The organism is Pseudazoarcus pumilus (assembly GCF_002872475.1).
GTDB classification, from domain to species: Bacteria; Pseudomonadota; Gammaproteobacteria; order Burkholderiales; family Rhodocyclaceae; genus Pseudazoarcus; species Pseudazoarcus pumilus.
The window spans coordinates 133,315-149,422 of sequence record NZ_CP025682.1 but is presented as its reverse complement, the minus strand read 5'-3'; the positions used below and the strand labels follow the sequence as shown (position 1 = coordinate 149,422).

Sequence of the window (16,108 nt, the reverse complement as noted above, 5' to 3'; positions counted from 1 at the left end):
CCCGGGGCATCATGTGTGCATGCGGCAAACGTCGCTCCATCCCTGAGGTGCGGACGCTCGTTCCGCCACACACCAACCGGTCCGAGAACGAACTTTCGAGCGAATTTCTGTTCTAGACAAACCGCGCTCGTGCCAATAAAACGCGTGGGTTCTCGCGACCCGTCGGCACCCTTCCCAGCTGCGCCCGCATCATGGCGAGGCAGCGGATGGCACCCATGGGGACTGGATCAAGCAGTTCGCACTCCATCGAAGCGCTTCGACGCACTCGCACGCACTTCAAAGGTGCATCTGAAACACGCTGCGGGCATCCGTCATCACTTCTTTGGTGCAGTGACGCGGGTGTCGCACCTAAATAGCCGAGGAAGCTCAAATGCACGCCAGTTCAACGATTCCCGCTCCCGCCCGCTGGCTGGGCTTTGGCGGCCTGATTCCCTTCATCGTGCTGGCCGCGGCGACGCTGGCCGATTCAGCGAATGCGGCGATGTGGTCGTTCGCACTGCTGGCCTATGGCGCGGTCATCCTGAGCTTCGTCGGCGCGCTGCACTGGGGCTTTGCAACACTGCTGCAATCGCATTCTGACGCCTACCGCGGACGGCTGATGGCGTGGTCGGTGGTGCCGGCGTTGGGCGCCTGGGTGGCCTTGCTGCTGCCGGTGCGCGCCGGGCTGCTGGTCGTCGCCGCGCTGCTGGCCGTCCATCAGCTCGCCGACATGCTGATGGCGCGTCACCGCGAACTACCCGCCTGGTATCTGCACCTGCGCACGCCGCTGAGCTTCGGTGCTGTGGCGAGCCTGGTCATCGTCGCAGGATTTCTGTGAGGCCCATCGCAATCATCGGCGCCGGCATCGCCGGTTTGAGTTGCGCCGTGCGGCTGCGCGAAGCCGGTGTGCCAGTGGAAGTCATCGAGAAATCGCGCAGCCCGGGCGGCCGCGCCGGGACATGCGGCGGCGATGGCTGGCAGTGCGATCACGGCGCACAGTATTTCACCGCGCGCGATCCAGACTTCGTCGCCGAGGTCGAGCGCTGGCTCGAAACCGGTGTCGTCGCCACATGGACACCGCGCCTGGCCGTCTTCGACGGCACGCGGATGCATCCCAGGATCTCCGACGAAAAGCGCTTCGTGGCACGGCCACGCATGTCGACGCTGGGGCGCCATCTGGCCGCGGGCCTTTCGCTGCGCGAGAACACGCGGGTGACGGCGCTGGCCCATGATGTTGAAGACTGGCTCCTCGACACCGAGGAACACGGCCGGCTCGAACCCTACTCCGGCGTCGTCGTGACCGTACCGGCACCGCAAGCCTCTGCGATGCTCGCATCCGTCGCGAGCGAGCTGGCACAGGTCGCGGCCGATGCGCCCATGCACGGCTGCTGGGCATTGATTGCACGCTTCGACAACGACCCTCGGCTGGATTTCGACGCGGCCTTCGTCAACCACGGGGCCCTGAGCTGGGTCGCGCGCGACTCATCCAAGCCGGATCGACCCGACGGACACACCTGGCTTCTGCATGCGCCGGTCGAAGGCGATCTGGGCGGCGAGAGCGAAGTCGAACTGGCGCGCATCGCCACATCCATGCTCCGCGCCTTCGGCGACCTGGGGGCACCGCCACCCGACGACTGGGTACTTCATCGCTGGCGTTTCGCCCACAGTCCGGACGCGCCGGTCATCGGAGCACAATGGGACGCCGACGCACGCATCGGGCTGGCCGGCGACTGGCTGATGGGCGGACGCATCGAGGGCGCCTGGCTGTCCGGGCGCAAGCTCGCCGAGCACATTCTCGCGGGGTAAACGGAAAACGGACCCTTGCGGGTCCGTCGTCCGTACTGCAGCGCGTGAAGAACTCGTTGTGCGTGCCGCCTCAGCGGGGCAGCAGGCTCTCACCCATGATGTACTCATCCACGGCGCGGGCGGCTTGACGCCCTTCCCTGATTGCCCAAACGACGAGGCTCTGGCCGCGGCGCACGTCGCCGGCGGCGAAGACCTTGTCGACATTGGTCTTGTAGCAGCCCTCGCCATCGGTCGTTGCCTTGGCGTTGGCGCGGCCGTCCTTCTCCACGCCGAAGGCGTCGAGCAGGCCGCCGACCGGATGGGTGAAGCCCATCGCGAACAGCACCAGATCGGCCTTGAGTTCGAACTCCGAACCCGGCACCTCGACCATGCGGCCGTCCTTCCACTCGACGCGGCAGGCACGCAGGGTGGTGACCTTGCCGTTTTCGCCGACGAATTCCTTGGTGGCGACGGCGAAGTCGCGTTCGCAGCCTTCCTCGTGCGAGGACGAGGTGCGCAGCTTGACCGGCCAGTACGGCCAGGTCATGAGCTTGTCTTCCTCTTCGGGCGGCATCGGCATCAGTTCGAACTGCGTCACCGAGGCAGCGCCGTGGCGATTGGACGTGCCCACACAGTCGGAGCCGGTGTCGCCGCCGCCGATGACGACGACATGTTTTCCGGTGGCGGAGATCGGGTTGGCCGGACCGCCGGCCACCTCCCGGTTCTGCGGCACCAGGAACTCCATCGCGAAATGCACGCCATCGAGCTCGCGCCCGGGAACCGGCAGGTCGCGCGGCACTTCCGAGCCACCGGCGAGGATCACCGCGTCGAAATCCTTCTTCAATTGCTCGGCGCTGACCATCTCCCTGGCGTCGTTGGCGATGCCTGCAGGCATGTCGTCATGCCCGACGACGACGCCGGCGCGGAAGCTCACGCCTTCGGCCTCCATTTGTTCGACGCGGCGGTCGATCAGGTGCTTTTCCATCTTGAAGTCGGGGATGCCATAGCGCAGCAGGCCACCGATGGCGTCATTCTTCTCGAACACGGTGACATCGTAGCCTTCGCGCGCGAGTTGCTGCGCGGCGGCCAGACCCGCCGGACCGGAGCCGACCACGGCGACCTTCTTGCCGTTCTTCGCCGCCGGCGGCTCGGGCTTGACCCAGCCTTCTTCCCAGGCCTTGTCGATGATGGCGTGCTCGATCGACTTGATGCCCACCGCATCGTCGTTGATGTTGAGCGTGCATGCGGCCTCACACGGGGCGGGGCAGATGCGGCCGGTGAACTCGGGAAAGTTGTTCGTCGAGTGCAGCACGCGGATGGCCTCGAACCACTGGTTGCGGTACACGAGGTCGTTGAAGTCCGGAATGATGTTGTTGACCGGACAGCCGCTGTTGCAGAAAGGAATGCCACAGTCCATACAGCGCGCACCCTGGATCGCGGTCTGCTCGTCGGTCAGACGCAGCACGAACTCGCGATACTTCTTCACGCGCTCGGGTACGGGCTCGTAGGCCTCGGACAGACGCTCGTACTCAAGAAATCCGGTTGGCTTTCCCATTTGTTATGCGGCCTCCAGTTGCTTCTGGCGCTGTTCGGCGATTTCGCCCAGCGCGCGGCGGTATTCGTTGGGCATGACCTTGACGAACTTCGAGCGGTAGTCGCCCCACTGCTCGAGGATCTTCTTCGCATGCGGACTGCCGGTAAAGCGCAGATGACGTTCGATGAGCCCCTTGAGGATGAGCTCGTCGCCCATCTCGAGGTGGTCGATCTCGACGCGACCGTGCGACTCGAGCTCGTCGCCCGACTCCGACCCCTTGCGTGCCTCGATCTCGTCGAGCATGGGCTCGAGCGCGACCTGCGCCATGTTGCAGCGCGTGTCGAAATCACCCTTCTCGTCGAGCACGTAGGCCACGCCACCGGACATGCCGGCGGCGAAGTTGCGACCGGTGTGGCCGAGCACGACGACGGTGCCGCCGGTCATGTACTCGCAACCGTGGTCGCCCACGCCCTCGACCACGGCGGTGGCGCCGGAGTTGCGCACGGCGAAGCGCTCTCCGCCGACGCCGGCGAAATACACCTCGCCTTCGATCGCCCCGTACAGCACGGTGTTGCCGACGATGATGTTGGTGGTCGTCTCGCCACGGAATTCGCCGACCGGACGCACCACGATGCGACCGCCCGACAGCCCCTTGCCGACGTAGTCGTTGGCCTCGCCGTGCAGATCGAGCATCACGCCGCGGGACAGGAAGGCCCCGAAGCTCTGCCCGGCCGTGCCGGTGAGTTTGACGTGGATGGTGTCGGTGGGCAGACCCTTGTGGCCGTACTTCTCGGCCACGCGCCCGGAGAGCATCGCGCCGACCGTGCGGTTGACGTTGTTGACCGGCAGATCGATCTCGACGCGCTCCTCACGCTCGAGCGCCGGCTTGGCGAGCTCGATGAGCTTGCGGTCGAGCGCCTTGTCCAGACCGTGGTCCTGCGTCTCGGCGTGGTGGCGCGCGACGCTGGCCTCGACCGGCGGGCAGTAGAAGATGCGCGAGTAGTCCAGGCCGCGCGCCTTCCAGTGCGAGATGCCCGGCTTCATGTCGAGCAGGTCGGCGCGGCCGATCAGGTCATCGAACTTGCGGATGCCCAGTTCGGCCATGATCTCGCGCGCTTCCTCGGCGACGTAGAAGAAGTAATTGACGACGTGCTCGGGCTGGCCGGTGAACTTCTTGCGCAGCACCGGATCCTGGGTGGCCACACCCACCGGGCAGGTGTTCAGGTGGCACTTGCGCATCATGATGCAGCCCTCGACGACCAGCGGCGCAGTCGAGAAGCCGAACTCGTCGGCCCCGAGCAGCGCGCCGACGATGACGTCGCGACCGGTCTTCATCTGGCCGTCGACCTGCACGCGGATGCGACCGCGCAGGCGGTTCAGGACCAGCGTCTGCTGCGTCTCGGCCAGGCCCAGCTCCCACGGTGAGCCGGCGTGCTTGATCGACGACAGCGGGCTGGCACCGGTACCGCCGTCATGGCCGGCGATCACCAGGTGATCGGCCTTGGCCTTGGACACACCGGCGGCGATGGTGCCGACACCGATCTCGGAGACCAGCTTGACCGACACGGCGGCAGCCGGGTTGGCGTTCTTCAGATCGTGGATGAGCTGCGCCAGATCCTCGATCGAATAGATGTCGTGGTGCGGCGGCGGCGAGATCAGGCCGACACCGGGCACCGAGTGACGCAGGAAGCCGATGTATTCGGACACCTTGTGGCCGGGCAGCTGGCCGCCCTCGCCGGGCTTGGCGCCCTGGGCCATCTTGATCTGGATCTGGTCGGCATTGACCAGATACTCGGTGGTCACGCCGAAGCGGCCCGAGGCGACCTGCTTGATCGCCGACCGCAGGCTGTCGCCCGGCTGCAGGTCGAGGTCGGCCTCGACCACGTTCGGGCCGATCACCTGCGACAGGCGGATGGCCTGCGTGACCGGCTTGAAGCGCATCGGGTCCTCGCCACCCTCGCCCGAGTTGGACTTGCCGCCGATGCGATTCATCGCCAGCGCGAGCGTGGTGTGCGCCTCGGTCGAGATCGCACCCAGCGACATCGCGCCGGTGGCAAAGCGCTTGACGATCTCCTTGGCCGGTTCGACCTCGTCGATCGGGATCGGCTCGGGCGCGCGCCGGAAGTCGAACAGACCGCGCAGCGTCATGTGACGCTTGCTCTGGTCGTTGATCATCGCGGCGTACTCCTTGTAGGAGTCGTAGTGGCCGGCACGCGTCGAATGCTGCAGCTTGGCGATCGCGTCCGGCGTCCACATGTGCTCCTCGCCACGCACGCGCCAGGCGTACTCACCGCCCGCGTCGAGCATGTTCTCGAGCACCGGATCGGCGCTGAAGGCCTTCAGGTGCAGGCGGATGGTCTCTTCCATGACCTCGAACACGCCGATGCCCTCGACCTGGCTGGTGGTGCCGGTGAAGTACTTGTCGACGAAGCTCTGCTGCAGGCCGACCGCCTCGAAGATCTGCGCGCCGGTATAGGACATGTAGGTCGAGATGCCCATCTTGGACATGACCTTGAGCAGGCCCTTGCCGATCGCCTTGACGAAGTGGGCAATCGCCTTGGTGCCTTCCTCGGCGCTGCCGGACAGCGCCTGCAGGGTCTCCAGCGCGAGGTAGGGATGCACGGCCTCGGCGCCGTAGCCAGCGAGCACGGCGAAGTGATGCACCTCGCGCGCCGAACCGGTCTCGACGACCAGGCCGGCGCGCGTGCGCAGGCCCTTGGTGACCAGATGCTGGTGGATGGCGGAGAGCGCGAGCAGCGCCGGAATCGCGACATTCTCGCGGTCCATGCGGCGATCGGACACGATCAGGATGTTGTAGCCGTTGTGGACCGCGTCCTCGGCCTCGGCGCACAGCGAGGCCAGACGCGCCTCGACGCCCTCGTTGCCCCACTCGATCGGATAGCACACGTCGAGCTCGAAGGAGCGGAACTTGTCCTTGGTGTAGCGCGAGATGTTGCGGATCTTGGCCATGCCGTCGAAGTCGAGCACCGGCTGGCTGACCTCGAGGCGGAACGGCGGGTTGATCTCGTTGATCTCGAGCAGGTTTGGCTTGGGCCCGATGAAGGACACCAGCGACATCACCAGTTGTTCGCGGATCGGGTCGATCGGCGGGTTGGTAACCTGAGCGAAGAGCTGGCGGAAGTAGTTGTACAGCGGCTTCTCGCGCGAGGACAGCACGGCCAGCGGGGTGTCGTTGCCCATCGAGCCGCTGGCTTCCTCGCCGGCCTTGCCCATCGGCTCGAGAATGAAGCGGATGTCTTCCTGCGTGAAGCCGAAGGCCTGCTGGCGGTCGAGCAGCGACACGGCGCTCTCGGGCTGGGCGACTTCGCCCGGCAGGTCGAGGCCGTCGAGCTTGATGTTGATGCGGCTCAGCCAGTCCCCGTAGGGCTTGGCGGTGGCGAGCTGCTCCTTGAGTTCGTCGTCGTCGATGATGCGGCCCTGTTCCATGTCGATCAGGAACATGCGGCCCGGCTGCAGGCGCCACTTCTTGACGATCCTGCTCTCGGGAATCGGCAGCACGCCGGATTCCGAGGCCATCACCACCAGATCGTCGTCGGTGACCAGATAGCGCGCCGGGCGCAGGCCGTTGCGGTCGAGCGTGGCGCCGATCTGCACGCCGTCGGTGAAGGCCACGGCGGCCGGACCGTCCCACGGCTCCATCATCGCCGCGTGGTACTCGTAGAAATTGCGGCGCTTCTCTTCCATGTGGGTGTGCGACTCCCACGCCTCGGGGATCATCATCATCACCGCATGCGCCAGCGAGTAGCCGGCCATCACGAGCAGTTCGAGCGCGTTGTCGAACGCCGCCGAGTCGGACTGGCCGGCATAGATCAGCGGCCAGATCTTTTCGAGATCGGCACCGAGCAGCGGCGAGGCCACGCCCTTTTCGCGCGCGCGCATCCAGTTGTAGTTGCCGCGCAGCGTGTTGATCTCGCCGTTGTGGGCGATGTAGCGGAACGGATGGGCGAGGCTCCATTCCGGGAAGGTGTTGGTCGAGAAACGCTGGTGCACCAGCGCCAGCGCGGAGATCGCGCGCGGGTCGACCAGATCGGAGTAGAACTCACCGACCTGGTTGGCGAGCAGCAGGCCCTTGTAGTTGACCGTGCGCGCCGACATCGACACGAAGTAGAACTCCTTGCCGTGTTCGAGCTGCAGGCCACGGATGGCGTTGGCCGCGCGGCGGCGCGCGATGTAGAGCTTGCGCTCGAGCGCCTCGGGCACCATCACGTCGTCGCCGCGACCGACGAAGATCTGGCGGATCACCGGCTCCTTGGCACGCACCGCAGGCGACATCGGCATGTCGCGGTTGACCGGCACGTCGCGCCAGCCCAGGACCTTCTGGCCCTCGGCGCGCACGGCGCGCTCGATCTCGCCTTCACAGGCCAGCAGCGAGGCGCGTTCCTTGGGCAGGAAGACCATGCCCACGCCGTACTCGCCGGCGGCCGGCAGCGTCACGCCGGCGGCGGCCATCTCGTCGCGGTACAAGGCATCCGGAATCTGGATCAGGATGCCGGCGCCGTCGCCCTGCAGCAGGTCGGCACCGACCGCACCGCGATGGTCCAGGTTCTTGAGGATTTCCAGGCCCTGCAGCACGATCTCGTGAGTCTGCTTGCCCTTGATGTGGGCGACGAAACCGACGCCGCAGGCGTCATGTTCATTGGCCGGGTCGTACAGGCCCTGCTTGCTCGGGAGATCCATCACGCGATTCCTCAAAACGTCTGTTTCACCGGCGCAGTCGGAATCGGGCGATAGGCGGTCAGTGCCGCGCGTGAATCACCGCAGGAAACCGGAAGGCGCACAAAAACGGCCGGTGTTTTCGCGCTTGTCCGAAACCGATCCGGAGCGCTGACACGGGCCTCTTGGTACTTTTGGCGGGTTTGCGACTATACCGCCATCGCCTGGCCGATTCAAGGCCCATGGCGCTTTGCCCGAGCCCCGCCAAGTCCATGACGAATCAATGGATTTCACCCACCGCGAAGAGCCGCCGGTGCTCGCGGATGGCGTAGCGGTCGGTCATGCCCGCGATGTAGTCGGCGATCGCGCGCGGCGTATCGTCGCGCGCGCGGTGCTGATACTGCGGGGGCAAGAGGCGGGGATCGGCCATGAAGGCCGAGAACAGGTCCTCGAGGATGCGCCGCGCCTTGTTGGTCATGCGCAGCACCTGGTAATGCCAGTACAGGTTCTCGCGCAGAAAGCGCTTGAGTTCCTGGAGCGCGGCAGCCATCTGCGGCGAATAGGCCACAAGACGGCCGGCGCGGCGCACGTCGTCGAGGCTCGCGACGCCGGCCGCGGCGACGTTGGCACGCGTGGTGCCGATGAGATCGATCACCGTGTCGTTGATCATGCGCCGGATCGTCTCGTGGATCAGGCGCCGGCCCTCCAGCCCCGGCCATTCGGTCTCGACGCGGCGGCGGCGTTCGGCGAAGAGCGCAATGTCGTCGAGCTGTTCGAGCGTGATCAGGCCCGAGCGCAGGCCGTCGTCGACGTCGTGGTTGTTGTAGGCAATCTCGTCGGCGAGATTGGCCAGCTGTCCTTCGAGCGAGGGCTGCGTGCCTTCGAGAAATCGGCGACCGACATCGCCGAGACGCTCGGCATTGGGTCGCGAGCAGTGCTTGAGGATGCCCTCGCGCGTCTCGAACATCAGGTTGAGCCCCTGGAAGGCGGCATAGCGTTCTTCCAGTTCGTCGACCGTGCGCAGCGACTGCAGGTTGTGCTCGAACCCCCCGTAGGGCTTCATGCATTCGTTGAGCGCATCCTGCCCGGCATGGCCGAAGGGCGTGTGACCCAGATCGTGGGCGAGGGCGATGGCCTCGGCCAGATCCTCGTTGAGATCGAGCGCGCGCGCGATGTTGCGCGTGATCTGCGCCACCTCGAGGCTGTGCGTGAGCCGCGTGCGGAACAGGTCACCCTCGTGATTCACGAAGACCTGGGTCTTGTACTCGAGCCGGCGGAAGGCGGTGGAATGGATGATGCGATCACGGTCGCGCTGGAATTCGCTGCGCTCGTTTGGCCCCGGCTCGGCGTGGCGTCGCCCGGCCGAATTCGCCTCGCTCACCGCCCAGGCCGCCAGCGCCCTCATGCGCAGCAGGTCTCGATCGCGGCGCGGATGTCGTCCACCGGCGCGTCGCCACGGATGGTCGCGCGCCCGATGGCTTCGAGCAGGATCAGGCGCAACTGACCGTCTTCGACCTTCTTGTCGCTGGCCATCAGGTCGAGGTAACGCTCGGTGGCGAGGTCCGGGCCGCGAACCGGCAGGCGCGCACGCTCGAACAGAGCGGCGATGCGCTTCACGTCAGCGCCACCGATCATCCCCATGCGCGCCGACAGCGTCGCCGCCATGAGGGTGCCGGCGGCCACGCCCTCGCCGTGCAGCCATTGGCCGTAGCCCATGCCGGCCTCGATGGCGTGGCCGAAGGTGTGGCCGAGGTTGAGCAGTGCGCGCACGCCCTGTTCGGTCTCGTCGAGCGCGACGATCTCGGCCTTGTTGGCGCAGGATCGCTCAATCGCGTGCGCCATGGCCTCGGGCTCGCGCGCGAGCAGACGCTCGATGTTGGCTTCGAGCCACTCGAACAGTTCGAAGTCACGGATCAGGCCGTACTTGATGACTTCGGCCAGCCCCGCCGAGAGTTCGCGGTCGGGCAGCGTGTTCAATGTGTCGAGATCGGCCAGCACCAGGCGCGGCTGGTAGAAGGCGCCGATCATGTTCTTGCCCAGCGGATGGTTGATCGCGGTCTTGCCGCCGACCGAAGAATCGACCTGCGCGAGCAGGGTGGTGGGAATCTGGATGAAGGGCATGCCGCGCTGGTAGGTGGCCGCGGCGAATCCGCCCATGTCGCCGATGACGCCGCCGCCGAGCGCGACCAGCGTGGTCGAGCGCTCGCAGCGGGTTTCGAGCAGCGCGTCGAAGACCCGATTGAGCGTCGCCCAGTCCTTGTGCATCTCGCCATCGGGCAGCACGACATGGTCGACACGCACGCCTGCGCCTGCGAGCGTGGCGCGCAGGCGCTCCAGATACAGCGGGGCGACGACGTCGTTGGTGACGACGAAGGCGCGCTGCGTCTTCAGATGCGGCGTGATCAGGCTCGCGTCGTCGAGCAGGCCGCGGCCGATGTGGATGGGGTAGGCCCGGTCACCCAGGGCGACATTCAGTGTGCGCATTTCGCTTCTGCCGGAATTTATCGATCGCCGCCTCGAGCTGGCGCACCATCCCCGACGGACTGCCGCGATTGCCATCGACGACGATATCGGCGACCTCGCGGTACAGCGGGTCTCGCTGGCGATACAGGGATTCGATGCGTTCGCGCGGGTTGGGCACCTGCAGCAGGGGTCGGCTGCGGTCGTGGCGGGTGCGTTCCCACAGTACGCGCGGCGGCACGTTCAGATAGACGACGATACCACGCCCTCTGAGCAGCGCGCGGTTGTCCGGGTTGAGCACCACGCCGCCGCCGGTGCCCAGCACGATGTCGCATCGTGCGGCCAGTTCCTCGACGAGCTGCGACTCGCGCTTGCGAAAGCCCGCCTCGCCCTCGATCTCGAAAATGGTCGCGATCTTGACGCCGGTACGCGCCTCGAGTTCGTGGTCGCAGTCGATGAACTCGAGTCCGTGACGCCGGGCGTATTCACGCCCGACCGTACTCTTGCCCGCCCCCATCATCCCCACCAGCACGATGGGTCCGTCATTCGCTTGCACCACGACGCCGATCCGTCAAACCCGGAAGGGTGTCTTATACCGCATCAGCGCAGGGTCAGTGAATCCGAGACGATGCGGGGCGTGATGAAGACCAGCAATTCCTTGCGGTTGGACACCCGCCGCGTGTTGCGGAACAGCGCGCCGAGCACCGGAATCTCGCCGAGCAGCGGTACGCGCGCGACCGTGGTGGAGTCCTCTTCCTCGTAGATGCCGCCGATGACCACCGTGCCGCCGTTGTCGACGAGGACCTCGGTCTGCACGTTCTTGGTGTCGATCGCCGGCTCGGTGATGTCGGCCTGGAACAGCGGGCGATCCTTGTTGACCTGCACACGCAACTGCACGCGCCCGTCGGGCGTGATCTGCGGGCGCACCTTGAGACTCAGCACAGCCTTCTTGAACTCCACGCTGGTCGCACCGGAACTGGTCTCCTTGCGGTAGGGAATTTCGGTGCCCTGCTCGATGCTGGCCTCGACCTGGTTGGCGGTGAGCACGCGCGGGCTGGAGACCACCCGCCCGCGCCCGTCCTGCTCCAGCGCGGCGAGTTCGAGATTGAGGAAGCGCGTCGCGGAGCTGTTGAACAGCGCCAGATTCAGGATCGAGAAACTCGCCACCGGCGAGGCGCCGCCGGTGCTGCCACCGTCGCTCGTGAGCAGGCCCGTGGACGGGTCGAAGCGGCCGATGCCGCCGCGCGCACCTCGGCCGAGGTTGCCGACGCCGGAATTGACGGTTTCGCCGGCCGCATTCTCACGCGGGACATTGCCGAAATTCATGCGCACACCCAGATCGCGCGCGAAGTCCTTGTTGGCCTCGACCACGCGCGCCTCGATCAGCACCTGACGCGGCGCGGTGTCGATCTCCTGGATCAGGCGACGCAGCGCGTCCAGGCGCGAGGACACGTCGGTGACGAAGACCTTGTTGCTGCGCTCGTCGACCACCACGCTGCCGCGCGAGGAGAGCACGGTCTGGTCCTTGCTCTTGAGGAACTCGAAGATCTCCTTGGCGTTGTGGTAGTTGATCTGGAAGCTTTCGGTGACCAGCGGTTCGAGGTCGCCGCGCTGCGCCTGCGCTTCGAGCTGCTGGCGCTCGCGCGCGGCCAGCTCGCCGGTCGGCGCGATCCAGATCACGTTGCCAGTGCGCCGCTTGTCCAGACCCTTGGCCTGCAGGATGATGTCCAGCGCCTGGTCCCAGGGCACGTCGTTCAGGCGCAGGGTCAGGTTGCCCTGCACCGAGTCGCTGGTGACGATGTTGAAATCGGTGAAGTCGGCGATCACCTGCAGCACCGAGCGGATCTCGACGTTCTGGAAGTTGAGCGACAGTTTCTCGCCGGCGTACTCCTCGCGCCCGCCGGTCTGCACGAGGCGGTTCGGGTCCTCGACGAGACGGCGCACCTCGAGTACGAACTGGCTCTCGGTCTGATAGGCGCTATGCTCCCACAGGCCGTTGGGGACCACCGTCACGCGCGCGTTGTCACCCTGCGGCTGGGCGATCATGGTGGAGATCGGGGTGCCGAAATCGGTCACGTCGGAGCGGCGCTGCAGATGCTCCGGAAGCTGGGTGTCGGAGAAATCCACCACCAGGTTGGAGCCCTGACGGAACACATTGACCGCCGTATCCGCGCTCGACAACTGCACGACGACACGGCCCTCGCCGCCCTCGCCGCGACGGAAGGTCACGTCCTGGATGCTGCGCGCGACCTCTTCGCCACCGGGCGCGGCCGAGAAGTTCGCCAGCGCCTGCACGGTGGCGGTCGCCGGGCTGCCGCCGGCCTCGGGACGCGCGGCCGGCGCGAGCGCGATGACGAGCTGGTTGCCTTCGATCTTCGCGTCGTAAGCGGGCAGGCGCGACAGGTTGAGCACCAGGCGCGTACGCCCACCGGCCTCGACGATGTTGACCGAACGCAGGTCGCCCCGGTTGACGGTCTGCTGCACGCGACCCAGCGTGTTGCGGGTGTTCAGAAAATCGTAGGCGATGCGCGCCGGCTCGTTGACGCTGAAGTGCGCCGGGACGGCCTCGAGCGGGCGCTCGAAATCCAGGCGCAGGTAGAGCGTGCCGCCCTGCTCGGCGATGCTGAAGTCGCGCAGGCGATTGTCGGCGGCCGCCTGCGATGCACTCTGCCCGGATTGCGCCTGGGCAGTGACTTGCGCGGGTGCGAGCAGCCCGAGCATGCCGACGGCCGCGCACAGCGCCATCATGGTTTGAGGTTTCATCGATTCACTCCTAGCGCTCCTGCAGCAGCAGTCGGCTGTCCCGCTCGGTCCAGTCGCCGTTGATGTCTTCCACGATTTCGGTAAGCAGGATCGCCTGCTCGGTGACCTGCGTGATCATGCCGTGATCCTGTCCCATGTAGTTGCCCGCAGCGACCTGATGGATGCGCCCGTCCACGCTGATCAGCGCATGCTGGCGCTCTTCCTGCATCAGCGTGCCGACCATCTTCAGCGACTCGAGCGGATAGGATTCGAGCGGCTCGCGCGGACGCGTCATGTCCGGACCCTGACCGACGCGCACGCGCGACTCGGGAGCGATGCGCTTTGCGCGGAAGGGATCGATCTGCTCGCCCTGGGTGTAGGCGACGGTGGGGAAGGACTTGATTTCCGGCAAGGGTTCGATGCGCCCGACCATGCCGCGCGCTTCCTGCGCCATCCACGCGCGCAGGTCGTCGCCCTCCTCGGCACATCCGGCGAGCACACCACAGACGAGAATCATCGCAAGCCGCTTCATCGGGATCATCGACGCCTCTTCGCCTGCTGGGCCTGGCGTTGCCGGGCGAGTTCTTCTTCGTCGAGGTAGCGGTAGGTCACCGCACGCGCGCGAAACCGCAGACGCTCCTCGCCGAGCCGGTCGATGCTGATGTTGCCCAGCGTCACGATACGCGGCATGCGCGCGACGTCGGCGACGAATTCACCCAGGTCGTGATACGAGCCGACGATGCTGATGTCGATCGGCATTTCTGCGTAGAAATCCTTGACGTTCTCGCCGCCCGGCCGGAACAGTTCGAACAGCAGGCCGCGGCCCAGACCGGCCTGGTTGATGTCGGCCAGCAGCTGGTCCATCTCGGCCTTGTTGGGCAGCTGGCGCAGCAGCGCGCCGAACTGGCGGTCGGTTTCCTCGAGCTGGCGCTTGAAGGCCTCGAGGTTGACCGCCTGGCGCTTCTTGTTGGCCCAGTCGGCGCGCAACTGCACTTCCTCGGTCTGGCGGCGTTCGAGCAGTTCGGCCTGGTCGCGCCAGTCGAAGTACCACGCCGCCGCCACCGTGCCCACGAGCAACGCGATGAAGATCGCAATCCGCGGACCGGTCGGCCACACGCCGGGATCGTTGGGGTCGAGCCCGCGGAAGTCGTCGATGAAGCGACGAACATCGAAGGAGGATTTCTTCGTCGCCATGATCAGTTCGTCTCCGCCGCGGCCGTCTTCTGCGGGTCGCTCGCGGCCTCGGTTTCAGGCGGGCGGTCGAGACGGATGTTGAGCGTGAATTCGCTCAGGCGACGCCCGCCGGCCGACACCGACTTGACCTCGACGAGGCCGGGATTGGTCATCGTCGGGGATGCGTCGAGGCTGCGCATCAGATGCGATACCCTCGCGTTGGACTGGGCGTGGCCGTTGAGCGTGACGCGCGTTCCGGACTGACGCAGCGAGCGGAAATAAACCGCGTCCGGCAGTTGCGCGACGAGGTCGTTGAACATGTAAACCGGCTGCACGCGGTCGCCCTGCAAGGTCTCGATGACCTGCTTGCGTGCGACCAGCGCATCGATCTGGGCACGCAGGCGGCGAATCTCGGCGATTTCGGCGTCGAGCTTGCGGATCTCGGCGCGCAGGAATTCGTTACGCCCTTCCTGGTAATCGACCCGCCCCGACATGTACAGGTGTCCGACCAGGCCGATGGCCGCGCCCAGCGCGATCATCAGGCCCGAGACCACATAGAACTGGATGCGTCGCTCGCGGCGCCGGATCTCGCGATAGGGCAGCAGGTTGATGTGGATCACGCCTCGACCCTCCTCATGGCCAAGCCGCAGGCGACCATCAGTGCGGGTGCGTCGGCGACGAGATTGCGCGAGCGCACGCGCGACGACAGGGCCATGCCCTCGAACGGGTTGGCCACCGTGGTCGCCACCTGGGTGCGGCCGCTGACCACCTCGGCGAGATTGGGCATCACCGCACAGCCGCCGGCGAGCACGATGTGATCGACCTCGTTGTACTGCGTGGACGTGAAGAAGAACTGCAGCGCGCGCGACAGCTCGAGCGCCACAGCGTCCATGAAGGGACGGCGCAGGTCTCGCTCGTACTCGGGCGGCAACTCGCCCGAACGCTTGGCGGCTTCCGCCTCTTCGGGGCTGAGCCCGTACTGGCGCGCGATGTCGAGCGTGAGCTTGTAGCCGCCGATGGCCTGTTCGCGCGCATAGATCTGCGCGCCGTCGCGCAGGATCGACACATTCATGACGTTGGCACCGAGGTCGGCCAGCGCGATCGTGCGTCCGCGCACGCCATCGGGGATGTGTTGCGCCACCAGCCGGAAGGCGGATTCGAGCGCGAGCGACTCGATGTCCATGATCGCCGCCTTGATACCGGCTGATTCGGCCACCGCGACGCGATCCTCGACCTTCTCCTTGCGCGAGGCAGCGACGAAGACCTCGACGTCGTCGGCGCTGACCGGCGAGGGACCGAGCACCTGGAAGTCCAGATTGACTTCGTCGAGCGGGAACGGGATGTACTGGTTGGCCTCGGACTCGACATGGAATTCCATCTCGTGTTCGCGCAGGCCTTCGGGGAGCATGATCTTCTTGGTGATCACGGCCGCGGGCGGCAGCGCCATCGCCACCTGGCGCACGCCCGGCATGCGGCGCAGGGCGCGGCGCACGGCGTCGGCAACGCCGTCGAGGTCGACGATGTTGCCGTCCTGCACCATGTCCTTGGCGAGCAGTTCGAGCGCGTAGGACTCGACGCGATAGCCGGAATTCTCGTCGCCGGAGAGCTCGACCATCTTCACCGATGACGATGAAATATCGAGGCCGGCCAGCGATTGCGCCCGGGAGCCGAACAGATTGATCTGTCTCACCAAGAAATCCTTAAATTCCGGCGCATTAGGCGCGATACCTAATCCAATGTTTCAAATCGTAGCAACAAGGC

Annotated in this window: 12 protein-coding genes; 2 read left to right on the top strand and 10 right to left on the bottom strand. The window is 66.2% G+C overall.

The genetic code is table 11. The features are described from left to right. Positions 1 to 370: 370 nt before the first annotated feature. Together C0099_RS00735 and C0099_RS00730 are read left to right on the top strand one after the other, a co-directional pair. On the top strand, positions 371 to 817 hold the full coding sequence (locus C0099_RS00735; RefSeq protein WP_102245660.1) for a DUF3429 domain-containing protein: 447 nt from the start codon (positions 371 to 373) through the stop codon (positions 815 to 817). Beyond that, the gene (locus C0099_RS00730) at positions 814 to 1,785 is read left to right on the top strand and encodes an NAD(P)/FAD-dependent oxidoreductase (protein WP_228151619.1); all 972 of its coding nucleotides are present in this window, start codon (positions 814 to 816) and stop codon (positions 1,783 to 1,785) included. Before C0099_RS00735 ends, C0099_RS00730 begins: the two co-directional genes overlap by 4 nt. Positions 1,786 to 1,855: 70 nt before the next feature. Here the strand turns inward: C0099_RS00730 and C0099_RS00725 are convergent, their stop codons facing one another. The 10 genes from C0099_RS00725 to C0099_RS00680 all read right to left on the bottom strand — a co-directional run bounded on the left by C0099_RS00725 (position 1,856) and on the right by C0099_RS00680 (position 16,037). After that, positions 1,856 to 3,319: a glutamate synthase subunit beta gene (locus C0099_RS00725; protein WP_102245659.1), complete on the bottom strand. Its 1,464-nt coding sequence runs from the start codon at positions 3,317 to 3,319 to the stop codon at positions 1,856 to 1,858. A 3-nt stretch (positions 3,320 to 3,322) separates the two neighbouring features. Next, complete coding sequence (locus C0099_RS00720; protein WP_102245658.1) at positions 3,323 to 7,996, bottom strand: glutamate synthase-related protein; 4,674 nt, start codon at positions 7,994 to 7,996, stop codon at positions 3,323 to 3,325. A gap of 256 nt (positions 7,997 to 8,252) precedes the next feature. After that, positions 8,253 to 9,377 carry a deoxyguanosinetriphosphate triphosphohydrolase gene (locus tag C0099_RS00715; RefSeq protein WP_102245657.1) on the bottom strand — a complete coding sequence of 375 codons (1,125 nt, stop codon included), beginning with the start codon at positions 9,375 to 9,377 and terminating at the stop codon, positions 8,253 to 8,255. Next, positions 9,374 to 10,456 carry a 3-dehydroquinate synthase gene (gene aroB, locus C0099_RS00710; protein WP_102245656.1) on the bottom strand — a complete coding sequence of 361 codons (1,083 nt, stop codon included), beginning with the start codon at positions 10,454 to 10,456 and terminating at the stop codon, positions 9,374 to 9,376. The genes C0099_RS00715 and aroB overlap by 4 nt, the downstream gene beginning before the upstream one ends. Then, positions 10,428 to 10,991 (bottom strand): shikimate kinase, encoded by a 564-nt coding sequence (locus C0099_RS00705; RefSeq protein ID WP_269807776.1) that lies wholly within the window; start codon positions 10,989 to 10,991, stop codon positions 10,428 to 10,430. Before C0099_RS00705 ends, aroB begins: the two co-directional genes overlap by 29 nt. 41 nt (positions 10,992 to 11,032) lie before the next feature. Next, positions 11,033 to 13,195 carry a type IV pilus secretin PilQ family protein gene (gene pilQ, locus C0099_RS00700; protein ID WP_173768936.1) on the bottom strand — a complete coding sequence of 721 codons (2,163 nt, stop codon included), beginning with the start codon at positions 13,193 to 13,195 and terminating at the stop codon, positions 11,033 to 11,035. A gap of 10 nt (positions 13,196 to 13,205) precedes the next feature. Continuing rightward, positions 13,206 to 13,715 carry a pilus assembly protein PilP gene (locus C0099_RS00695; RefSeq protein WP_228151618.1) on the bottom strand — a complete coding sequence of 170 codons (510 nt, stop codon included), beginning with the start codon at positions 13,713 to 13,715 and terminating at the stop codon, positions 13,206 to 13,208. After that, positions 13,712 to 14,368 (bottom strand): type IV pilus inner membrane component PilO, encoded by a 657-nt coding sequence (locus tag C0099_RS00690; protein WP_102245655.1) that lies wholly within the window; start codon positions 14,366 to 14,368, stop codon positions 13,712 to 13,714. The genes C0099_RS00695 and C0099_RS00690 overlap by 4 nt, the downstream gene beginning before the upstream one ends. 2 nt (positions 14,369 to 14,370) lie before the next feature. Next, positions 14,371 to 14,967, bottom strand: a complete 597-nt coding sequence (locus C0099_RS00685) for a PilN domain-containing protein (protein WP_102245654.1) — start codon at positions 14,965 to 14,967, stop codon at positions 14,371 to 14,373. Then, positions 14,964 to 16,037, bottom strand: coding sequence for a pilus assembly protein PilM (locus tag C0099_RS00680; RefSeq protein WP_102245653.1), 1,074 nt, complete (start codon positions 16,035 to 16,037; stop codon positions 14,964 to 14,966). The genes C0099_RS00685 and C0099_RS00680 overlap by 4 nt, the downstream gene beginning before the upstream one ends. Between the last annotated feature and the right edge of the window lie 71 nt (positions 16,038 to 16,108).